The organism is Tenacibaculum pacificus, assembly GCF_027941775.1.
GTDB lineage: Bacteria > Bacteroidota > Bacteroidia > Flavobacteriales > Flavobacteriaceae > Polaribacter > Polaribacter pacificus_A.
This window is the reverse complement of the sequence record NZ_CP115917.1, coordinates 2,664,448-2,687,691: the sequence shown is the minus strand read 5'-3', so window position 1 is coordinate 2,687,691 and position 23,244 is coordinate 2,664,448. Positions and strand designations below refer to the sequence as shown.

General features: G+C 28.4%; 20 protein-coding genes and 2 tRNA genes. 11 read left to right on the top strand and 11 right to left on the bottom strand.

Annotated features, from left to right (window positions below):
• Positions 1-54 precede the first annotated feature (54 nt).
• From PG913_RS12325 to PG913_RS12315, 3 genes are all read right to left on the bottom strand, one after another.
• Positions 55-954: a hypothetical protein gene (locus tag PG913_RS12325; protein ID WP_271230973.1), complete on the bottom strand. Its 900-nt coding sequence runs from the start codon at positions 952-954 to the stop codon at positions 55-57.
• 63 nt (positions 955-1,017) lie between these two features.
• Positions 1,018-1,917 (bottom strand): hypothetical protein, encoded by a 900-nt coding sequence (locus tag PG913_RS12320; protein ID WP_271230972.1) that lies wholly within the window; start codon positions 1,915-1,917, stop codon positions 1,018-1,020.
• A 16-nt stretch (positions 1,918-1,933) separates the two neighbouring features.
• Entirely contained in the window at positions 1,934-2,521 is a 588-nt protein-coding gene (locus PG913_RS12315; RefSeq protein WP_271230971.1) for a class I SAM-dependent methyltransferase, read from the bottom strand.
• A gap of 51 nt (positions 2,522-2,572) precedes the next feature.
• On the opposite strand from PG913_RS12315, the gene PG913_RS12310 reads away from it, so the two are divergent.
• A complete protein-coding gene (locus PG913_RS12310) occupies positions 2,573-3,265 on the top strand; it encodes a ComF family protein (RefSeq protein WP_271230970.1) in 693 nt (230 codons plus the stop codon).
• 53 nt (positions 3,266-3,318) lie between these two features.
• A complete protein-coding gene (locus PG913_RS12305) occupies positions 3,319-4,914 on the top strand; it encodes an Ig-like domain-containing protein (RefSeq protein ID WP_271230969.1) in 1,596 nt (531 codons plus the stop codon).
• Positions 4,915-4,990: 76 nt separating this feature from the next.
• On the opposite strand, the gene PG913_RS12300 is transcribed toward PG913_RS12305, so the two are convergent.
• Both PG913_RS12300 and polA read right to left on the bottom strand, forming a co-directional pair.
• Positions 4,991-5,380: a hypothetical protein gene (locus PG913_RS12300; protein ID WP_271230968.1), complete on the bottom strand. Its 390-nt coding sequence runs from the start codon at positions 5,378-5,380 to the stop codon at positions 4,991-4,993.
• Positions 5,381-5,391: 11 nt separating this feature from the next.
• The gene (gene polA / locus PG913_RS12295) at positions 5,392-8,250 is read right to left on the bottom strand and encodes a DNA polymerase I (protein ID WP_271230967.1); all 2,859 of its coding nucleotides are present in this window, start codon (positions 8,248-8,250) and stop codon (positions 5,392-5,394) included.
• A gap of 173 nt (positions 8,251-8,423) precedes the next feature.
• On the opposite strand from polA, the gene PG913_RS12290 reads away from it, so the two are divergent.
• The gene (locus PG913_RS12290; protein WP_271230966.1) at positions 8,424-9,647 is read left to right on the top strand and encodes a metallophosphoesterase; all 1,224 of its coding nucleotides are present in this window, start codon (positions 8,424-8,426) and stop codon (positions 9,645-9,647) included.
• A gap of 86 nt (positions 9,648-9,733) precedes the next feature.
• Entirely contained in the window at positions 9,734-10,027 is a 294-nt protein-coding gene (locus tag PG913_RS12285; RefSeq protein ID WP_271230965.1) for a thioredoxin family protein, read from the top strand.
• Here PG913_RS12285 and PG913_RS12280 read toward each other — a convergent pair.
• Together PG913_RS12280 and PG913_RS12275 are read right to left on the bottom strand one after the other, a co-directional pair.
• Positions 10,024-10,656: a polysaccharide deacetylase family protein gene (locus PG913_RS12280; RefSeq protein ID WP_333780763.1), complete on the bottom strand. Its 633-nt coding sequence runs from the start codon at positions 10,654-10,656 to the stop codon at positions 10,024-10,026. The two genes, PG913_RS12285 and PG913_RS12280, sit on opposite strands and share 4 nt — an antisense overlap.
• Before the next feature lie 26 nt (positions 10,657-10,682).
• Positions 10,683-13,805: a DUF2723 domain-containing protein gene (locus tag PG913_RS12275; RefSeq protein WP_271230963.1), complete on the bottom strand. Its 3,123-nt coding sequence runs from the start codon at positions 13,803-13,805 to the stop codon at positions 10,683-10,685.
• Positions 13,806-13,988: 183 nt separating this feature from the next.
• Here PG913_RS12275 and PG913_RS12270 point away from each other — a divergent pair.
• Both PG913_RS12270 and PG913_RS12265 read left to right on the top strand, forming a co-directional pair.
• A tRNA-Gln gene (locus tag PG913_RS12270) sits at positions 13,989-14,060 on the top strand.
• Between the two features lie 82 nt (positions 14,061-14,142).
• A tRNA-Gln gene (locus PG913_RS12265) sits at positions 14,143-14,214 on the top strand.
• 48 nt (positions 14,215-14,262) lie between these two features.
• On the opposite strand, the gene PG913_RS12260 is transcribed toward PG913_RS12265, so the two are convergent.
• A complete protein-coding gene (locus tag PG913_RS12260; protein WP_271230962.1) occupies positions 14,263-14,610 on the bottom strand; it encodes an arsenate reductase family protein in 348 nt (115 codons plus the stop codon).
• Positions 14,611-14,653: 43 nt separating this feature from the next.
• On the opposite strand from PG913_RS12260, the gene PG913_RS12255 reads away from it, so the two are divergent.
• Positions 14,654-15,109, top strand: coding sequence for a DinB family protein (locus PG913_RS12255; protein ID WP_271230961.1), 456 nt, complete (start codon positions 14,654-14,656; stop codon positions 15,107-15,109).
• 68 nt (positions 15,110-15,177) lie between these two features.
• Here the strand turns inward: PG913_RS12255 and PG913_RS12250 are convergent, their stop codons facing one another.
• Both PG913_RS12250 and fbp read right to left on the bottom strand, forming a co-directional pair.
• Positions 15,178-15,786 (bottom strand): superoxide dismutase, encoded by a 609-nt coding sequence (locus PG913_RS12250; RefSeq protein ID WP_271230960.1) that lies wholly within the window; start codon positions 15,784-15,786, stop codon positions 15,178-15,180.
• 124 nt (positions 15,787-15,910) lie between these two features.
• Entirely contained in the window at positions 15,911-16,945 is a 1,035-nt protein-coding gene (gene fbp, locus PG913_RS12245) for a class 1 fructose-bisphosphatase (protein WP_271230959.1), read from the bottom strand.
• A 159-nt stretch (positions 16,946-17,104) separates the two neighbouring features.
• Here fbp and PG913_RS12240 point away from each other — a divergent pair, with 159 nt between their 5' ends.
• From PG913_RS12240 to PG913_RS12230, 3 genes are read left to right on the top strand one after another with little or no spacing between them, the layout of a single operon-like run.
• Positions 17,105-17,590, top strand: coding sequence for a GNAT family N-acetyltransferase (locus PG913_RS12240; protein ID WP_271230958.1), 486 nt, complete (start codon positions 17,105-17,107; stop codon positions 17,588-17,590).
• Positions 17,577-18,821, top strand: coding sequence for an aspartate kinase (locus PG913_RS12235; protein ID WP_271230957.1), 1,245 nt, complete (start codon positions 17,577-17,579; stop codon positions 18,819-18,821). Before PG913_RS12240 ends, PG913_RS12235 begins: the two co-directional genes overlap by 14 nt.
• A gap of 57 nt (positions 18,822-18,878) precedes the next feature.
• Entirely contained in the window at positions 18,879-20,687 is a 1,809-nt protein-coding gene (locus tag PG913_RS12230) for a lysophospholipid acyltransferase family protein (RefSeq protein WP_271230956.1), read from the top strand.
• Between the two features lie 296 nt (positions 20,688-20,983).
• Here the strand turns inward: PG913_RS12230 and rseP are convergent, their stop codons facing one another.
• The gene (gene rseP / locus PG913_RS12225; RefSeq protein WP_271230955.1) at positions 20,984-22,333 is read right to left on the bottom strand and encodes an RIP metalloprotease RseP; all 1,350 of its coding nucleotides are present in this window, start codon (positions 22,331-22,333) and stop codon (positions 20,984-20,986) included.
• Between the two features lie 157 nt (positions 22,334-22,490).
• Between rseP and PG913_RS12220 the strand changes: the two genes are divergently transcribed.
• Positions 22,491-23,168: an SCO family protein gene (locus tag PG913_RS12220; RefSeq protein ID WP_271230954.1), complete on the top strand. Its 678-nt coding sequence runs from the start codon at positions 22,491-22,493 to the stop codon at positions 23,166-23,168.
• Positions 23,169-23,244: the final 76 nt, after the last annotated feature.

Below are 23,244 nucleotides of genomic sequence, written 5' to 3'. Positions count from 1 at the left end.
ATAATTAAATGAATTACTTTTTTTCATTTTATTTATAAATTTTTAAAATGTTTTTTATCTTAATTGAAGCGTAGTTGCTCCTGAATAAATACCATCAATAAAGGCACTTATAGTATATTTTCCTTTATTGATATCTTCTCTGTTAACTAAAATAAGTGATACAAGACTTAATTTATCATTATTATAATTGACTTCAATAGAGTCAGTATATTGAATTTTAGCCCCATCTTTTAAATTAGTAATTCCTTTTGGAGCAATAACATTATTATTATCATCTCTAATTTGAATATAGACAGCTTTTTCTCCAGCATCAGTAATTAAATTTTTTAATAAGTCAAAGTTTATTCTAAAAGCATCTGTTCTGCTAGATCTTGATGTTGAAGTTAGTTTTCCACTGCTACGTTCTTTCATAGCAACTACATTAAGATTGCTTGTTTTTATAAGACTACCAATAGCTATTTTAGTTTCAAGGGTTTTCTGTTTTTCTTCTAGTTTTTTATTTTTATTATTTAAAGAACTGTTTATGTTTTCTTTTTGTTGTAAAATGTTATTTGTAATAACGTTCTCTTGTGCTAAGACTTCATTTGCAGTACTTAATGAATCAACTCTAATAAATAACTTTTTGTTTTGACGTTCTAAACTGCTAATTTTTTTTCTGTATATTCTTATTAAACTATAATTATCTATTTTTAAATTTTTAATTGAATCTCTAAGAACATTCATTTTACTAAGTTCAACTTGTAATCTTTTGGAAATACGTTTTTTTCGAAGAACAACATCGGTGTAATCTTTAATCATTTCATCCAATTCTTTTTCTAAATCAGTTTTTTCTTGTTCAAAAATTTCTTGAAGATTACTGTATTGATTGGATTTTTGAAATGAATATAGTGTTAAAAATAGCGTTAGTATTAGTAGTAGAACAATCAGTGAGCTTTTTTTTTGTTGTTGATTCATAATTAAGTAGGTAAGTTAAGTAGGTTAGTAGTGCTTATATTATGTGTTGTTTTATGTTATTTTTTATTTAAGATTAATACTTGTGTTTTTTACAAAAACACCATCAATAAAAATATTAATTAGGTAAGAACCTTTATTTATATTATCATTATTTACATAGATAAGTGAAACAATAGATAATAATTTTTTGTTATAATTAGCTGTTAATATATCATTACAAAGTATTTCTTCTTTGTTTTTTAATTTCACTTTTTTTACAGGAATAATTATATTTTTATTATGAACTATTTGAATATAAATAGTTTTTAAACCTGGAGTACTAATTTTATTTCCTAGTAAATTGAATGCTACTTTAAAAGCACTTGTTTTTTTAGCTTTCGATGTAGATCTGTATTTACCACTTGTTTTTTTCTTCATTGCTTTTACTTTTACAGATGAAATCTGCATAACTTTAGCAATCGCAATTTTTTCTTTTAAAACCTTTTTTTGTTCATATAAAGATCGGTTTCTGTATTTTAATTTTAGATTTTGATTTTCCTTTAACACTAAAACCTCTGTTACACTATCATTTTTTATTGATAATTGATTGTTTTTCGAGTTTAAAGAGTCAATATATGAAAAAAGAATATTGTTTTGTTCAATTAAAACAGAAATTCGTTTTCTGTAAAACCGAAATAAATTATAATCAGTCGTTTTTAAGTTATTAATAGTGTCTTTTAACTTTATTATTTCGTGAAGTTTGCCTCTTAACTTTAAAGAAATATCATCTTTTACGTAAAGTGTATTCTCATATTTTTTTAATACACTATTTAATTCAGAGACTAATTCCTTTTTTTCTAAATTAAAAGTATCCTTTAATTCAGAGTATTCATTAGCATTTTGATAGGATAATACCCCTATTAGAATTATTAATACAAGTAAAAAGGTAATAAAACCGTTATTTTTTAATTTTGTATTAATCATTTTAAGTTTATACTGATCATTTTGGTTTATTTAGGTCTAATGTACTATTTTTTATGCAGTTATAAATAAATGCAGGTGGAAAATTAAGAGATTCAAAGCTTAGTTCAATATTACTACCAAAAACTTCTTTTAACTTTTTATAGTAGGTTAAGCTATATTGATATTGAATAAATAACCCATCATTGTTTAAAGTTTGATAACTTTCTAGTAAAATACGATGAGATATTTCTTTAGGAATAATAGTTAGCGGTAAGCTAGAAATAATATGATTTACTTTGGTATAACCTAATTTTTCAATTTCAGTAACCATTTCTTCGGCAGAAGCTTTTAAAACAATTAATTGTGGATGTTTTATCTTTTTTAATTCTTCATAAAAAGCATCATTAATTTCAAAACAAATTAAAATGGTATTTGATTTAAGTTTATCTAAGATACAATGTGTTATTGCGCCATTTCCAGGACCTAACTCAATAATAACTTCTGCTTTTGAAAAATTAATATTTCTAAGCATTTTTTTTGCTAAATATTTAGAACTAGGTACTATAGTTCCTGATGTTTTGTAATTTTTTACAGCTTCTTTAAAGAAATTAAATTTTTTGCTCAAAATAATAATATGTTTTTTCTGTATATTTCTACTAAAATATCGTTCGTAAAGATGCACTATTTAAAAGATATATTCTATTTATTTTATCCTAATTTATGTATTCATTGTTCTATAGTTTTATTACAAAATGAAGAATATTTATGTATTACTTGTAGTAATAATTTGCCTATTATAACTAGTAATGAGTATATAAATAATGAGTTGTTATCTGTTTTTTATGGTCAGGTTTTAATAGAAAATGTACGCTCTTTCCTTTATTATAAAAAAGGAAATATTACTCAAAAAATAATTTATGAGTTAAAATATAAAAACCAACCTGAAATAGGAATATTTCTAGCAAATTGGTTTGGAGAAAAATTAAAAGAGTCAGCTATTTTTAAAACAGTAGATTATATAATTTCAGTACCATTGCATCAATCTAAATTAAAAAAAAGAGGCTATAATCAGCTTACAAAATTTGGAGAAAGATTAAGTGTTATTTTAAATATTGAATATAAACCTGATGTTTTAATCAAATTAAAAAGTGCTAATACACAAACCAAAAAACAACGTTTCGAAAGGTTTTTAGATATTAAAAATAGTTTTAAATTAATTGATCTTGAGCTTTTTGAGAGCAAGCGTGTTTTATTAATTGATGACGTAATAACTACAGGTGCAACTCTAGTATCGTGTTGTGAAGAATTATCAAAAACAAAAAACATAACCATTAGTATTGCTACAATGTCTTACGCTAAAAAAGAATAATTTTATTAGGTGTTAATTTACTACTTTTGAAATTCTATTTAAACAATCAATTTGTGAAAAATAAGTTATTATTTTTAGTCGCTTTAGTATCTGTAATCATTATAAGTTGTGCAAGAAAAGGAAGACCAGAAGGTGGTCCTAAAGATGAAAATGCACCAATTATGATGACTGCAAAACCACCTTATAAAACTATTCATTTTGATAAAAAAAACATCAAAATTGAATTTGATGAGTATATTGTTTTAAAAGATTTAACAAAACAGTTAGTTGTTTCTCCACCGTTAAAATTTGCACCAATTATAACGCCTCAAGGAAGGCCTACTAAATACATCAATATTGAAATTTTAGATACCCTAAAAACAAATATAACCTATACTTTTAATTTTGGTAATTCGGTTCAAGATAATAACGAAAATAATAAATTAGAGAGCTTTAAATATGTTTTTTCTACAGGGAATTATATTGATTCTTTAAAATTAAAAGGATTTGTAGTTCCAGCTTTTTCAAAAGAAAAATTAAAAAACATAAGCGTTTTATTGTATCAATTAGATAGTTCTTATACCGATTCAATTATCTATAAGAAAAAACCAAATTACGTTACAAGTACCTTAGATTCTACTAATTTTGAATTTACGAATTTACGAGCAGGAAAATACCTTTTATTAGCTTTAAAAGAAGCTTCAAGCGATTATACTTTTAATAGCAGAACAGATGAATTAGGTTTTTATAAAGATACTATTTCATTACCAAAAGATACTCTAGTTTTTAATCCGATACGTATTTTTAAAGAACTACAACCTTATAAATTTAAAAGAGGAAAAGAAGTTGTTAAAGGAAAAATTCAATTCGGATATGAAGGAGAACGAGGAAATATGAAAATTGAATTATTATCAAAAGTTCCTGCTTCTTTTAAATCATTTTCGCAATACGAAAAAGAAAAAGACACACTTAATTATTGGTTTACACCAATTGAACAAGATTCTTTAAACTTTATCATCAGTAATAAAAAAATCATAGATACTGTTACTGTTCGTTTGCGTAAAAAGAAAATAGATTCTTTTGCAATTTCATCGAAAGTAAGCAGGGTTTTACATTTAAATGATACCTTATTTTTAGATACTCACAATCCGATTATAAAAATTGATGCTTCTAAATTCTCTTTAGTCGATAAAGATACTGTTGCTGTTCCTTTTAAACTAGCAAAACAAAGTATAAATAAGTTAGCTGTTTTGTTCAAAAAAACACCTAAAATGAATTATAAATTAGATATTTTACCTAAGGGAATAATTGATTTATATGAAACTACCAACGATACTTTAAGTTATCAATTTAAAACTCTTACAACTGAAGATTATGGAAGTATTATTTTAGATGTAAAAAAACAAACAAAGTATTCTACAATTATTCAACTTTTAGATAAAGGCGAAGTTGTAAAGACTAAATATGTTTCTTCATCAAAAAAAGTAACTTTCGATTTATTAGAACCTAAAAAATATACGGTTAGAGCTATTATTGATAGAAATAATAATAATATTTGGGATACAGGTAATTTCTTATCAAAACAGCAACCTGAAAAAGTTATTTACTTTGAAAAAGAATTTAAATTAAGAGCTAATTGGGAAATGAATGAAGTATTTATTATTAAGTAATAAATCTAAATAAATTCTTTTAGATAAAAAAATGATTGCTAATTTATTAAGTTAGCAATCATTTTTTTTATGATTTTTATTCGTCATACCTAGTAGCCGTTGGGCAAAACAATAATTCTGTTGGATTATCAATATCATATAAATACTGATAACTTCTAGTTTCTTTATGGCAATAAGGTTCTATTAATTTCAACATATTTTGAAAACCATCTAAAGTAAGTACACAAAAAAAAGTTTGGTTGTCTTTTGTTAAAATTCCTTCATCCGATTTAAATAAACCAAAAATTAAATTACAATTTCTAGCTTCTATAAAATCAACTTCGGATAAATCTAATCGTTGTTTTTTCTCAATAATTGTTTCTTTAATTAATGTACTAAATTTACTTGCTTCCTCTTTGTTGAAATTGTACAAACGCACAACATTTTCATCAAAACCATTTACATTATCTATATAATCTAATTCCATTTTTTTCTTAATTAATGTGCTTGTAACCAATTTTCGCCAATTCCTATTTCTACATCTAATGGAACTTCCATTTTAAAGGCATTTTCCATTTCTTGTTTAATAATTGGTTTGATAATTTCTAATTCGTCTTTATGAGCGTCAAAAACTAATTCATCATGTACTTGCAATAGCATTTTCGATTTAAAATTTTCTTTCTCAAGTCGATTATAAATATTAATCATTGCTAGTTTTATAATATCGGCTGCACTTCCTTGAATCGGTGCATTTACAGCATTTCTTTCAGCTGCACTACGAACAATTCCGTTTCTAGAATTAATATCTTTTAAATACCTACGTCTGTTTAAAACGGTTTCAACATAACCGTTATCACGGGCAAAGTCTACTTGTTCAGCCATATATTTTTTTAACTTAGGATACGTCTCGTAATAGGTATCAATCAATGCTTTTGCTTCTTTACGAGATAAATCCGTTTGATTGCTCAATCCGAAGGCAGAAACTCCATAAACAATACCAAAATTGACCGTTTTTGCATTGCTACGTTGCTCACGAGTTACTTCTTCCAAAGGAACATTAAATACTTTTGAAGCCGTAGAAGCATGAATATCTTCGCCATTTTTAAAGGCTTCAATCATGGTTTCTTCTTGGCTTAATGAAGCAATTATTCTCAATTCAATTTGAGAATAATCCGCAGCCAATAACACATAATTTTCATTTCTTGGGATAAAAGATTTTCGAATTTCCTGACCTCTTTTTGTACGAATCGGAATATTTTGTAAGTTTGGATTGTTCGAACTCAATCTTCCTGTTGCAGCAACTGCCTGTGCATAAGATGTATGAATACGTCCTGTTTTTGTATTTACTTCATTTGGCAAGGCATCAACATAGGTACTTTTTAGTTTTTTATATTGACGATATTCTTGAATATCTCTAATAATTTGATGTTCTTTTGCTAAAAACGAAAGCACATCTTCAGCAGTAGAATATTGACCTGTTTTAGTCTTTTTCGGTTTTTCAACCAATTTCATATTTTCAAACAATACAATTCCTAATTGTTTTGGTGAACCGATATTAAATTCTTCGCCAGCTTGCTCATAAATGTTTTTTTCTAAACGTTCAATATCGCTAGTTAAATCAACAGAAAGCTCTTTTAAAAATGGCACATTTAAGTTGATACCTTCAATTTCCATAGCCGTTAAAACCGAAACTAAAGGTGTTTCAATTTCATTAAATAACTTGGTTACATTTCCACTTTCTAACTCTTTTGTAAAATGTTCTTTTAATTGCAAGGTAATATCTGCATCTTCAACGGCATATTCGGTTTGTTTGGCAATTTCAACAGTTCGCATAGAAAGTTGATTTTTCCCTTTTTTTCCGATTAATTCAGTAATTGGAACAGGCTGATAATTTAAATATGTTTCGGCTAAAATATCCATTCCATGACGCATATCAGGATTAATTAAATAATGCGCAATCATGGTATCAAATAATTTTCCTTTAACAGTAATTTTATAATTTGATAAAACTTTGATATCGTATTTTAAATTATGTCCAATTTTTTCAATTGTTGATGCTTCAAAAAACGGACTAAATTCTTCTAAAATAGCGGTTGTTTCTTCTTGATTTTCAGGGAAATAAATATAATATCCTTTTCCTATTTCCCAAGAAAAAGAAATCCCGATTAATTCAACTTCTAAAGCTTTTAAACCTGTAGTTTCTGTATCAAAACAAACAGCCGTTTGTTGCATTAATTTTGATAATAATAATTTTCTTGCTATCGGAGAATTTATATGTTGATAAAAATGAGGCGTATTTTCGATAGTTTTAAACCCTGAAATAACTGCTTCTTTACTAACAGTTCCAGTTCCTGGAGCTGCAAACAAATCAAATTGTCCAGCTGAATCTGTAGCAGAAATTGCTTTAGCTGTTGTTTCTTCTTTATTTTCGGTATTTTCTTCGGATGTTTTTTCACCTGCTTTTACAGGAACAGCAGCTTTAAATATTCTAACAAAAGTATCTGATAAACGTTTAAATTCTAATTCATTAAAAATATCGGCAGTTGCTTGAATGTTAGGCTGACACATTTCAAAATCTTCTTCATGAAAATCAACAGGAACATCCAACATAATAGTAGCAAGTTCTTTTGATAAAAGACCTAATTCAGCATTTGCTTCTATTTTTTCTTTCATTTTCCCTTTTAAATCTGCTGTGTTTGCTAACAGATTTTCCATAGAACCATATTGTGCTAAAAATTTTTTTGCTGTTTTTTCTCCAACACCAGGTAAACCAGGGATATTATCAACAGAATCTCCCATCATTCCTAAATAATCGATAACTTGTTCAGGACGTTCTACGCCAAATTTTTCTTGAACTTCGGCAACTCCCCAAGTTTCATATCCACCACCAAAACGAGGGCGATACATAAAAATATTTTCAGAAACCAATTGTGCAAAATCCTTATCAGGTGTTACCATAAAAGTTTGATAGCCTTCTTTTTCTGCTTTTTTGGCAAGCGTTCCAATAATATCATCAGCTTCATATCCTGTTTTTACAATTACAGGAATATTCATAGCTTCTAACATTGCTTCTATATATGGAATTGCAATTCTTATTGCTTCAGGAGTTTCTTGTCTGTTTGCTTTATATTCAGGAAAAGCGTCTTTTCTAGCAACAGAACCACCACGATCAAAACATACAGCTAAATGGTCTGGACGTTCACGTTTTATAACATCTAACATCGAGTTTGTAAAACCCAAAATAGCGGAAACATCCATTCCTTTCGAGTTAATTCTTGGATTTTTAATAAAAGCGTAATATCCTCTAAAAATTAATGCGAAAGCATCTAGTAAAAAAAGTCGTTTTTGATCTGCCATTAAGTATGTGTTAAACTTGTTGAAGTACGTTTGAATCGTAAATAAATATGAAAAAAATAAGGCATTAAAATACCTTTGTTAATTAGCGGGTAAAGTTACAAAACTTTAACAAGATGTTGAAAATTGATTTTTAATATTCAACCTATCTTTGTGTTACTTTTAAATATAGCTTTATGTCTCGTTTTTTTGCATCTATTATCATTATATCATTAGTTGTTATTGTGTTTGAGGTTTATGCTTTTCAAGCGATAAAAACAATCACTAAAAATAAGTTTATTCGCTATGGATGGTTGTTTATTGGAGTTTTGGCGTATGTTAATTTTTTTTATGTGATACTTACTTCGGATAGAACTTCGGGACAAACAAAAGATTTTCAATGGGCAGTAGGAATGCTTTTGGTCGTTTTACTTCCTAAGTTATTTATGTTATTAGTATTGTTTGGCGAAGATGTTTTTCGATGGATTCAAAAAGGAATTTCATATTTATCATCAAAAGAAACAAAACCTTTAGCAGGGCGAAGAGCTTTTATTGCAAAAGTAGCTTTGGCAATGGCATCGATTCCTTTGGCGGGTTTATTATATGGAATTTTTAAAGGAAAGTATAATTATAAAGTACTAAAATATCAATTATCATTTAAAGATTTACCCGAAGCTTTTGACGGTTTTACAATCACACAAATTACCGATATACATGCGGGAAGTTTTACTAATAAAGAAAAAATAAGCTATGCTGTCGATTTAATTAACGAACAAAAATCTGATATGATTTTATTTACAGGTGATTTAGTCAATAATTTTGCCCATGAAATGGATGATTGGATTGATGTATTTAAAAAATTAGAAGCTCCTGTTGGTAAATATTCAATATTAGGAAATCATGATTATGGAGATTATTCTAAATGGAAAAATCCAGCAGATAAAAAAGCTAATTTTAAAGCGATAAAAGAATTACATCCTAAAATAGGTTTTGAATTGTTATTAAATGAACATCGATATATAGAAAAAGATGGGCAAAAAATAGCATTAGTCGGTGTTGAAAATTGGGGAAGAGGCTTTAATAAAGCAGGTGATTTAAACAAAGCATCCAAAGGAATTAACCAAACAGATTTTAAAATATTAATGAGTCATGACCCAAGTCATTGGGAAAGTAAGATAAAAAAAGATGCTTTTAATTATCAATTGACATTAAGCGGTCATACTCACGGTTTACAATTTGGAATTGAAATTCCTGGGTGGATTAAATGGAGTCCGTCACAATATGTATATAAACAGTGGGCAGGTTTGTATAAAGAATTTGGACGATATATTAATGTAAACAGAGGTTTTGGTTATCATGCTTTTCCTGGTAGAGTAGGTATTTGGCCAGAAATAACAGTAATTGAGTTAATAAAAGGTTAACTTTCTGTTTTTTATTGATTTATGTGTTTGAAGATTGTTTAAGAAATAGTATTTTTAGAGTAATTTTTGTTTAAAAACTATACTATATGGCAAAATTTGGAGAGATTATAAGTAATAATAAGCCTATTTTAATTAATTTTTACACTGATTTAAATGTTTTAAATTCTAATTTAGAAATACTCAGAGATGTTGCGGCTGCTTTAGGAGATAAAGCAAAAGTAATTAAAATTGATATCAGAAAAAATGAAACGCTTGCAGCGGCTCTAAGGGTTAAAGGTAATCCTACTTTTATAATTTATAAAAATGGAGAAATACAATGGCGTCAAACAGGTGAGCAAGATGCAAATACTTTAATTGGTTTGGTTCAAAAATACATTTAAATTATTGCCTTAAATTTGTATCCTTTTTTTGTGAATATTTCTAGAAACTTAGGAAGCGCATATTGTAAATTATGGCGTGCCTTAATACTATCATGAAAAACAATTATATCGCCTCTTTTTGTGTTTTTAACAACGTTACTTAGGCATTTTTCTTTTGTGATTGACTTATCAAAATCACCAGAAAGTATACTCCACATAATAATTTTATAGCCTCTTTTTAAAAGCTGTTTTCCTTGTGATGCTTTTATTTTTCCGTAGGGTGGTCTAAATAATTTTGAGTTTTTTATGACATCTGTTTTTTCGCTTATTTCAGAAATGATGTTTTCACAAACTAGTACATTATCTACGTAGGATTTTGTATCAGTTTTCCATCCGTTTAAGTGATTATTTGTGTGATTCCCTATCGAATGACCTTCTTTTATTATCCGACAGAAAATATCAGGATTTTTTTTGATGTTATCTCCAATACAAAAAAAAGTAGCTTTGGCATTATATTTTTTTAATTCATCTAATACAAATTCGGTAACTTTAGGAATTGGTCCATCATCAAAAGTTAAATAAATTTCTTTTTTATCAACAATAAAATGCCAGTAATACTTTGAAAATAATTTTCGAAGTATCGCTGGCATTTTTATAGGATAGAAATTCATAAAACCTAAGGCTTAATTGTATCTAACTCTTCGTTTGGTTTTTGTTGTGCTGGCTCATCTGCCATTAAATGTTTAAACAAACTAGCATGATTTATATAATCGTTAAATGCTTTTTTACCGTATTCCATATCATCATCATATTTTGTAATTTGCTGAATAATGGTTTGATACATATACAAGTTTGTTTCTAAATTATCAATAATTAAATCGATATCATTATCTTTAAAAGTACTGTAATATTTAAGTTTTTGCTGAAAAACATCTATTAAAGTTTCAACAGTTTCACGTGCTTTTTCAATGTCGCCCATGCGGTAATATAATTCAGGATATCCTAAAGAAATACTGTAATGTTCAAATTGTTTAATCGGTAATTTATATAGCGATAAATCTAAAACATCTTTGGCTTTTACAGAATCTCCTTCTTTTAAATATTCTTCGGATAAACGCATTAAATTATTTCTGATAGAAATAGCGTTACGTTTGCTTTGTTCATCTAAATAAATTTTTCCATTATTGATGGTTTTCCAATCCCATTTTTTAATGTTATCGTACATCTTTTTAGTATCGACACGCCCCATATCAAACATTGATTTTCCTTTGTTTGATGTTTTAATAGGAACAAATTTGTATGACATTCCGTCTAATTGTAAATAATCTTTTAACCAAATATATTCTTCATCGGCATTTGCCCCACCAGTAAAATAAATAGGACGTTTCCATTCGAAATTATTTAAAATATCGAGCATTAAAATACGGTTTTTAGTCAAACCTTGTTCATCAACAGTAATATCGATATAATCCAAAATTTTATCGGCATCTTTTTGTGCAACTAATCCTGTTTTTAAAACATTTTCTTTATTTACAGGAATTCGAATTTTGTTTGTAGGATAAAATTTTTCTCTTACATCATTTTCTTCATCAATATAATAAGTTCCATCATTATCACTTTCAATCCATCGCATAAAGTTATTTATAGAAATAATAGAATCCTTAAATCTTGGATGCGGAATATGATACGCAATATCTAACGTTCCATATTTATATTGGTCGTGAGTTAATTTTGATGGAATAGGTTCAGCTTCGTAGGTTTTCTTTTTCATTTGATCGATGTACCAAGCAGTTTGAAAAAGACTCGTATTTACAATTTTAATATCTCTACGAACGCCTTCAACTTGTTGCATGTACCAAAGCGGAAAAGTGTCGTTATCTCCAATTGTAAAAATAATAGCATTCTGATCACAACTTTCTAAATACGTTTGTGCATTTAATTGTGAAATATAACGATCTCCTCTATCACGGTCATCCCAATTTTGAACTCCCATTAATACTGGAACAGCCAATAATGAAACTGCCGAAACTCCAATGGCAACGGTTCTTTTATTGGCATAATTTTTTAAATAATCATACAAAGCAAAAACACCAAAACCTATCCAAATTGCAAATACATAAAACGAACCTACTACGGCATAATCACGTTCACGAGGTTCAAAAGGCTTTGGATTTGTATAGAATATAATTGCAAAACCAGTAAAAGCGAAGAATAGGGCAAGGGTATATAAATTATTTTTATCTTTTTTAGATTGATAAATTAATCCGATTAACCCTAAAATTAAAGGCAAGAAAAAGTATTTATTACGTCCTTTATTATTTTTGATATCATCAGGTAAATGTTGTTGAGAGCCTAAACGGATTTCATCAATAAAATCGATACCACTTAACCAGTTTCCATTTTCAATATCTAAATGTCCTTGAGTATCGTTTTGTCTTCCAACGAAATTCCACATAAAATAACGACCATACATGTATCCAAATTGATAATCAATCATTAATTTCATGTTCTCTAAAAACGTAGGTCTTCTTTTACTTCGAGCAGGAATTCCTGCAATTCGTTTATAGTGTTGTTCTGAAGCAGGATTTACCATACGAGGAATAAATCCTTTATGTTTACTCGAATAATTAGGAACTATATTTTTGTATTTATTTACAATAATATATTTTCCGTTTTTCTTTTCGTATTTCGGTTTATCATCCTTAAAAGGTTGATCAGTATCCTGTGTTCTATCATGTGCAACTGAATAATAATTGTCATAAAAAACATTAGCATCACCATATTGTTCACGGTTGTAATAAGCTAATAATTCACGAGCACTTGATGGATTATTTTCGTTAATAACAGTATCAGCATTTGCACGAATAGGAAGCATCAACCAAGATGAAAAACCAATCATAATAAATAGTACTGACAAGACTAAAGTGTTTGCCATTACTAAGTTTTTTTTGCGAGTATAACTTAATCCGAAGATAAATAACCCGATTAAAACAATACCAGCAATAATAGTTCCTGTGTTATATGGTAAGCCTATTTCGTTGATAAAAAATAATTCTGAAATACTAAAGAATTTAAGCGTAAACGGAAACAAGAATTTAAAAACAAAAGCTAAAACAAGTATGGAAATTAAAGTAGCAAATGCGGTTGTTTTTAAGGTGATGTTTTTATAGGTTTTGAAGAAATATAACATCACAATTGAAGGAATAACTAAGAGCGATAAAATATGAACTCCAAACGAAAGCCCAACTACAAAACTTATTATTACTAACCATTTGTGCCCTCTTGGGGTATTTATTTCATCTTCCCAGCGTAGCCCTAACCAAAATAATAACGCCATTAAAAATGACGACATTGCATATACTTCACCTTCTACGGCACTAAACCAAAAACTATCAGAAAAGGTATAGGCTAATGCACCAACTAATCCACTTCCTAAAACAGCGATGGCTTCATTTTTACTAAACTTTCCATTTTTGATAGCCATTTTTTTAGCCAAATTGGTAATTGTCCAAAACATAAATAAAATAGTAAAAGCACTGGCTAAACCAGACATGAAATTCACCATTTTAGCCCATTGACTAGGATCATTACTAAACATTGCGAAAAAAGCACCTAACATTTGAAATAAAGGCGCACCTGGTGGATGCCCAACTTCTAAATTTACGGCTGTAGATATATATTCGCCACAATCCCACGAACTAACCGTTGGCTCTAGTGTTAATGTATAAGTAATTAGTGCCACGGCAAATGAAACCCAGCCTAAAAGGGTGTTCCATTTTTTATAATTAAAATCGTTCATAGTGTTTTATATAGTATAAGTACGAAAGTATTAATAACTGTTGATTTTTTACTAAAAACAAAAATATAATTTTAAGGAATTTGACTTACTAGGTATGTACATAAAAAGATGTTAAAATAAAAAAAATAAAAAATGTTTGTAGATATAAAACTTTGTGTTATATTTGCACCCGCAATAAGTAATTGGCCTATGGTGTAATTGGTAACACACCGGTTTTTGGTACCGACATTCAAGGTTCGAGTCCTTGTAGGCCAACTTAGTATTTTTAAATGTTTAAGTAGGTTTATAAAATTACTAAAATATAAAAATTGTTTTTATATTTACAAAACTTATTAATTGGCCTATGGTGTAATTGGTAACACACCGGTTTTTGGTACCGACATTCAAGGTTCGAGTCCTTGTAGGCCAACAAAAAAGCTTCATAATCGTTAAGATTTTGAAGCTTTTTTTAGTTTTATTAATTTAATTCTTCTTTTAAAGTTTCAATTACTTTTTTACTATTTCCTATAAATATTTTATCATCAACAATAAAAACAGGACGCTTTAAAAAAGTATATTCTTCTAAAATATATTCACGATATTCAGCTTCGGTAATTTCTTTATTTTTTAAATCTCTTTCTTTATATAGCCTTGCACGTTTATTAAATAAGCTTTCATAACTATCAGTTAATTCTCTCATTTCTTCTAATTGGCTTACAGTGATGTTATTTGTTTTTATCTCTTGCTTTTCAAATCCATCAATATTAACTTCTTTTAAAATACGTTTGCAAGTATCACAAGTTTGTAAAAAATATACTTTCTTCATGGTTTAATAATTATCTTTGATAAACGCTAAAATAGGTAGAATAATGAATAAACAATTTGAAATTTTAAAAAGATCAAGAGAAATAGTTTTACGTAAAATTGATGGTTTATCAATAGAACAATTACATAAAACGCCTGAAGGATTTAAAAACAATATCGCATGGAATCTTGCTCATTTAGTAGTAACTCAACAGTTATTACAGTATAAATTATCAGGATTAAATTGTTTAGTTTCTGATGAATTAATTGAAAATTACAGAAAAGGAACATTTCCTACGGATGCATTTTCAGAAGAAGATTTAGAAGAGGTAAAGGAGTTATTTATAGGATTACCTGATACGTTACAAGAAGATTTTGAAGCAGGTATTTTTACTGAATATACAACTTATGAAACAAGTACAGGTTTTACAATAGATTCTATAGAATCGGCAATAGCTTTTAATAATTTACATGAAGGAATTCATTTAGGTATTATTTTAGCTTTAGTTAAGTTGGTTTAAATTATAAAAAAACTCCAAAGTAAATAAATACTTTGGAGTTTTATATTTTAAAAAAAGTTGCTTAAAGATTATTTAGCTTCAGCAAATCTTCTTTCTACTTCGTTCCAGTTGATTACTTTAAAGAAAGCATCAATATAATCAGGACGACGGTTTTGGTAGTTTAAGTAATATGCATGTTCCCAAACATCTAAACCTAAAATTGGAGTTCCTTCACAAGCAACACCAGGCATTAATGGGTTGTCTTGGTTTGGAGTAGAACAAACTTCGATTTCACCACCTTTTTTAACACATAACCAAGCCCATCCTGAACCAAATTGAGTTGCAGCAGCCTTAGAAAAAGCTTCAATAAAAGCTTCTTTTGAACCAAATTTAGCTTCAATAGCATCTTTTAATTCTCCAGATAAATAACCTCTATCTTCAGGTTTCATTACTGTCCAAAATAAAGAGTGATTAAAAAAACCACCACCATTATTACGAACAGCTCCATTGCTCATGCCTAAATTAGCAAGAATATCTTCGATAGATTTTCCTTCTAAATCAGTACCAGCAATAGCTGCATTTAATTTAGATGTATATCCGTTATGGTGTTTACTATGGTGAATCTCCATAGTTCTTGCATCGATATTTGGTTCTAATGCATCGTAAGCATATCCTAATTCTGGTAATTGAAAAGCCATAATTATTTGTTTTTTAAATAGGTTAATTTTTTGTTTTTACTAATGTAAATTTAACCCAAAAAAATAAGGCAAACAACTGTTTGCCTTATTCTAAATTTATTTAGGTATAAATAATTGTTATTCTTTAATATACTGGTTTTTCATCCGCAGAAAATTCAGTCATAAATTCTTCTGCTTTTGTTACCATTTGTTTACTTCCGCAGAAAAAAGGCACACGTTGATGTAATTCTGATGGGTTGATATCCATAATTCTTGTAAATCCGTCTGATGCTTTACCACCTGCTTGTTCACAAATAAAAGCCATTGGGTTACATTCATATAATAAACGTAATTTTCCGTTAGGCGTAATTGTTGTTGATGGATAAATATAAACACCTCCTTTAATCATATTTCTATGAAAATCAGTGACTAATGAACCAACATAACGAGCTGTATAAGGTCTGTTATCAGCTTTATTAAGGTCTTTACAATGTACTAAAAAGCGTTTCATTCCTTCTTGAAAATAGGTAAAATAACCTTCGCTTACCGAATAAATTTTACCAACTTCAGGATATTGCATGTTAGGGTGCGATAAGTAAAAAGTACCAATTGCAGGGTTTAATGTAAAACCATTTACACCGTTACCAGTAGTAAATACTAACATTGTTGAAGTTCCGTAAGCAACATAACCAGCGGCTACTTGTTCACTTCCTTTTTGTAAGAAATCTTCTTTTGTTACAGGAGTTCCTACTGGAGAAATTCGTCTGTAAATTGAAAAAATAGTTCCTACAGATACGTTTACATCAATGTTTGATGACCCATCTAAAGGATCCATCAATAAAACATATTTATTTTCGTTTGTTTTGTTTTTACCTTCAACAATTACAAAATCATCTTCTTCTTCACTTGCAATACCGCAAACTATTTCACGATTAATAAGTGTTTGTTTAAAAAGATCATTTGCTAAAATATCTAATTTTTGTTGAGTTTCTCCTTGTACGTTGATGTCACCAGAAGCACCTGTAATATCTACTAAACCAGCTTTCCTAATTTCATGATTAACCACTTTAGCAGCTAAACGAATAGAGTTGATTAAACGAGATAACTCACCTGTAGAGTATTTAAAGTCTTTTTGATAACCAATAATAAACTCACCAAGAGTCATATGCTTGTTGTTCATGTCAAATTTTTGTGTTGCGCACAAAGATGCCAACTTTTTTACGGTTTTACAAAGATTTTACATTTTAAAATTTTCAACAAATAGAAACGATGTGTTTTAATTTTCTATTTGTTTTTTAGCAAGATGTATTAACATATATCTTTGTATAAAATTGAAGCAATGAGTTTTATAATTAGAGAAGGAATTAAAAAAGATGCATCATCAATATTTAATTTAATTGTTGAATTAGCTATTTTTGAAAAAGAACCAGATGCTGTTAAAATTACACTTGAAACTTTAATTACAGATGGTTTTGCTGATAATCCGAAGTTTAAAACCTTTGTAGCTGAAGAATTAGATGGAACAATTATAGGAATGGTACTTTTTTATGAACGTTATTCTACTTGGAAAGGAAAAACAATTCATTTAGAAGATTTGATGGTTACTGAAACCAAAAGAGGTATTGGTGCAGGTAAAAAACTATACGGCTCAGTGATGAAATATGCGCAAAAAAACAACTTTAAAAGAGTTGCTTGGGAAGTATTAGATTGGAATAAAAATGCCGTTGATTTTTATAAAAAAACAGGAGCAACTGTTTATAATCAATGGAGAGTATGTCATATGAACGAAGACAACTTAACACAGTTTTGTAATGAGAATATTTAAGTTTGGTGGTGCATCAGTAAAAGATGCCGCAGGAGTAAGAAATGTAGCAAGTGTATTACAACGTGAAGGTACAGAAAATGTTTTAGTAGTAATCTCAGCAATGGGAAAAATGACCAATGCTTTTGAAGCATTAGTTGCCGCTTATTTTAAAGACGAACAAAGTTTAAAAGAATCTTTAAAATTTATTGAAGATTTTCATAAAAATATAATTGCTGATTTATTTAAATCAGATGCGAATATTCACACTAAAGTTAATCATTTATTAGGTGAGTTAACTGGCTTTATGGCTCAAAATAAATCAGATAATTATAACTATGTTTATGATCAAATAGTTGGTTTTGGTGAATTATTATCAACAACTATTGTAAGTGCTTATTTAGCAGAAACAGGTGTAGAAAATAATTGGTTAGATGTTAGAAACTGTATAAAAACAGATAGTAGTTATAGAGATGCACAAATTAATTGGGAAGAAACAGCAATTCAAATAAACACTAATGTTGTTAAAAACACGTTAAACATTACTCAAGGTTTTTTAGGAAGTTCAGGTACTGAAACAACTACACTTGGTAGAGAAGGTTCTGATTATACAGCAGGTATTTTTGCGTATTGCTTAAATGCAGAAAGTGTTACAATTTGGAAAGATGTTGATGGAGTTTTAAATGCTGACCCTCGTGTATTTTCAGATACTCAATTATTACATGAAATATCATATACTGAAGCGATAGAAATGGCTTTTTACGGAGCATCTGTAATTCATCCAAAAACAATTCAGCCATTAGAACAAAAAAATATTCCGTTATTTGTACGTTCTTTTGATAATCTATCAAATAAAGGAACTTGCGTGGGAAAAGGATCAAAAATAAATCCTGAAGTACCTTGTTTTATTGTAAAGAAAAATCAGATTTTAATATCAGTTTCAGCAAAAGATTTTTCTTTTATGGTTGAAAGTAATATTAGTGATATTTTTGAAAAATTAGATAAATATAAATTAAAAGTAAATTTAATTCAAAATTCAGCGATTAGTTTTTCGGTGTGTGTTGATGATAAATATGATTTATTTGATACTTTTTATGATGAGTTAAAAGTTAATTTTAAGATAAAATCATACAAAGAAGTTACTCTTTATACAATTCGTCATTTTGACCAACAGGCAGTCAATAAAATACGTGAAAAAGGAACAGCTATAATTAGTCAAATAAACACAGAAACAGCACAGTTGGTTATACAATAAAAAATGTAAAACCCGTAAAAATTCGCTTATATTTGCATTTGTGCCAAATTTAAACTTATGGGAATAGTTACATCAAAAGAAATTGCTAAAGTTATCGGATTAGATAAATTAGGAATTGTAGGAACTTTTACGGGTTGGATGTTAATGAAGGTTTTACGCATTTCTGCGATAAACAAAATTTATGATAAAAATAAAGATAAGAGTGATTTAGAGTTTTTAAATGGTGTTTTAGCTGATTGTAAAGTTGCCTATGAAATACCAGAAGAAGATTTAAAAAGAATACCAAAAGATGGTCCTTTTATAACAATATCTAATCATCCTTTAGGCGGAATAGACGGTGTTTTATTATTGAAAATATTAATTGAAAAAAGAACCGATTATAAGATTATAGGGAATTTTTTATTGCATAAAATTGAACCTTTACAACCGTATATAATGCCTGTAAATCCTTTTGAAAATAGAAAGGATGCAAAATCGAGCATTGCAGGAATTAAAAATTCATTATTGCATTTACGTGAAGGGAAACCATTAGGTATTTTTCCCGCAGGTGAAGTTTCGACCTATCGTGATGGAAAATTAATGGTTGATAAACCTTGGGAAGATGGAGCTATACGCTTGATTAAAAAAGCAAAAGTTCCTGTAATACCTATTTATTTTCACGCTCGAAATAGTCGCTTATTTTATTTATTATCTAAAATTAGTGATACTTTACGAACAGCAAAATTACCATCAGAGGCTATTTCTCAAAAAAATAAGGTTATAAAAGTACGAATAGGAAAACCTATTTCGGTAAAAGACCAAGAAGAATATAAAGACATTCCTTCTTTTTATAAATTTATTAGAAAGAAAACATATATGTTGGCGAATCCTTTTGAAAAGGAATCTTCTAAAATATTATCACCTCAAAATTTAAAAATACCTAAAAAAGTTAAAGATATTACAGCTCAAAGATCTCCTGATTTATTTGTTAAAGAAGTAGATGCTTTAAGAGATAAAGGAAGCCGATTATTAGAAAGTAAAAATTACGAAGTGTTTTTTGCAAACGCAAAAGAAATACCAAATGTTTTACATGAAATAGGTCGATTACGTGAAATTACTTTTAGAGATATTGGTGAAGGAACAAATAAAGCCATTGATTTAGATAAGTTTGATAAGTATTATCACCATCTTTTTTTATGGGACAGCGTTGCTAAAGAATTAGTAGGTGCTTATAGAATGGGGTTAGGTAAAGATATTTTTAAAAAGTACGGAATAAATGGTTTTTATATTCATACTTTATTTAGAATAGAGCCAGAGTTATATAATATGATGGAAAACTCTATGGAGTTGGGTAGGGCTTTTGTAGCTAAAAGTTATCAACAAAAACCAATGCCTTTATTTTTACTTTGGAAAGGAATTGTACACGTTACATTACGTTATCCTGAATATAAATATTTATTAGGAGGAGTGAGTATTAGTAATAAATTTTCAGCATTTTCTAAGTCGTTAATGATTGAGTTTATGAAATCTCATTACTACGACCCTTATGTGGCGCAATATATTTATCCGAAGCAAGAATTTAAAGTAAAACTAAAAGATGCCGATAAAGATTTTGTATTTGATGCTACCAAAGCAGATATGCAAAAATTCGATAAAATTATCGATGAAATTGAACCTGGGGCATTGCGTATGCCTGTACTTATTAAAAAGTATGTAAAACAAAATGGACGTTTAGTCGCTTTTAATGTAGATCCTAAATTTAATAATGCTGTTGATGGTTTATTATACATAAAAGTTGCTGAAATACCTGATAGTACTTTAAAACCTGTTATAGAAGAGTATCAAGCACAATTAGAAAAAAAAGCTTTAGAGAAGTTAAATAAATAGTTAACTTTACTATAAAATAATAAAAAGCATCGTACATTTTACGATGCTTTTTTTGTTTAAAAAGATACTATTATTCCTTTTTTAGTACTATTAAAAATTATTTAATACAAATGCCTAGCCCCGATTGAAGCAATTGTTTGAGCTCCTTTTTTTTCTTCAAAAAAAGAGCGAGTGCGGAAAGCGGGAAATTGCTTCTAATCATTTTTATACATTCTTAAAACCTTCTTAAAATATAGTTGAAACAAAAAAAAGGACTCGTTAAAACGAATCCCTTTTTTAAATTATTGAATAGTTTTTTACTTAAAAAACGTTCTGAAAATATCGTTACCATTGGCAAATAATAATAGCGTTACCAATAAAACAAAACCAGCTATTTGTGCATATTCTAAAAATTTATCACCTGGTTTTTTACCTGTAATCATTTCCCATAAAGTGAAAACTACATGACCTCCATCTAAAGCAGGAATTGGCAATAAATTCATAACTCCTAACATGATTGATAAAAATGCTGTAATGTTCCAAAAAGCTTCCCAGCTAAATTCGGCAGGAAAAACACTTCCGATAGAAATAAAACCTCCTAAACCTTTGTAAGCTCCTGTACTAGGATTGAAAACCTTTTTTAATTGTTTAACATAATTAGTTACCGTCGACCACGCTTTTACTGTTCCAGCAGGAATCGCTTCACCAATTGAATATGTTTTTTCAGCTAATTTATAATACCCTAATTTTTCTAAATCTTTTAAAGATAATTGCCCTAATGCAACACCTAATTTACCTTTTTCAGTAATTTTAACAGGAACAGTTACATTTTCAATACCTCTTTTAATAGTTAAGTTAACTTCTTGTCCTTTTAATTTATCTAGCTCAATTTTAGCTTCATCAAAATAAGTTATTGAAACGCCATTTATAGCAGTAACAATATCTTTCGGCTTTAAATTACTATTAATATTTGGTGAATCTTCGGCTATTTTAGCAATAACAAAAGGAATTCTAACACCAATAAAGCTACCAGAATTTTTATCTCTATCGACTAGTTTTTCAATAAAATTTGTAGGGATTTCTTTGTTTATAACAGTTCCGTTTCTTTCAATAGCGTAGTTATTTCCATTGATAAAAGCACCTGTAAGTTCTCTGAATTTTCTGATTTCTTGTCCATCAACAGAAAGAACTTTATCACCAGTTTGTAAACCTAAATCTTTACCTAATTGGTCTTGTACCCAAACACCATCTTTTAAACTATCGTTTGGAACAAATTTTTCGCCATAAGCATACATCAAACAAATGTAGATAACAATACCTAATACAAAGTTTACAAAAACTCCACCTAACATAATAATTAAACGTTGCCATGCTGGTTTAGAACGAAATTCCCAAGGTTGTGCAGGTTTGCTCATTTGCTCGGTATCCATACTTTCGTCAATCATTCCAGCTATTTTTACATATCCTCCTAACGGAATCCACCCAATACCGTACACTGTATCGCCAATTTTCTTTTTGAAGATAGAAAACTTATAATCGAAAAATAAGTAAAATTTTTCAACTTTAGTTTTAAATATTTTGGCAGGAATAAAATGTCCTAATTCATGTAAAACAATTAAGAGCGATAAACTCAAAATAAATTGTACTGCTTTTATTAAAATTTCCATAAAGGTGTATTTCTAAATTTAAAATCGAACAAATGTACGTTTTTCAATACAGCTGTAAAAGTTTGATTTATATATGAAGATTTGTTTTAACATTTTTTTTTTCGATAAGATATTAAAAACTTCTTTTTAGCTGTATTTTAGCTGAAATTTAATAAAAATGGATTTAAAATTCTTTAAAAAATCAAAAAGTACTTTAATTTTTTTACTTGTTTTTTGTGCAGTTGGTGTTCCTGTTTTTTATCATTTAGTAAAAGTAGATGATAAATTACCTGTTTATAATCCTGCGGATATTAATCCTCGATTGGTCGATATATCGGTACGTTCAAAATCAAGAAATCATAAAATAGGTGATTTTAAATTGATAAATCAAAATGGCGAAACCATTACGAATGCCAATTATAAAGATAAAATTTATATAGCCGATTTCTTTTTTACTCGTTGTCAAACAATTTGTTTGATTATGGCATATAATATGAACGAATTACAAGCGCATTATAAAAATGATGATGATATTATGTTTTTATCGCATTCGGTAACTCCTGTTATGGATAGCGTTCCTCAATTAAGAAAATATGCAGATGCAAAAGGTGTTATCGATGGAAAATGGAATGTAACAACTGGTGATAAAAAACATATTTACAACCTAGCACGTAAGCATTATTTTGCTGTTTTAGATGAAGGTGATGGCGGAGAAAATGATTGGGTTCATACCGAAAATTTTGTTTTAATTGATAAAAAAGGACAAATAAGAGGTTCTTATGATGGAACTAAAAAAGAAAATATGCAAAAAATTATTGATGATATTACCTTGTTAAAAGAAGAATATACAAAGTAATTCGTTTAGTTATCAAAATATAAAAACGTCCTTCTTAAATATATTAAGAAGGACGTTTTATGTTTAATTGATTAAA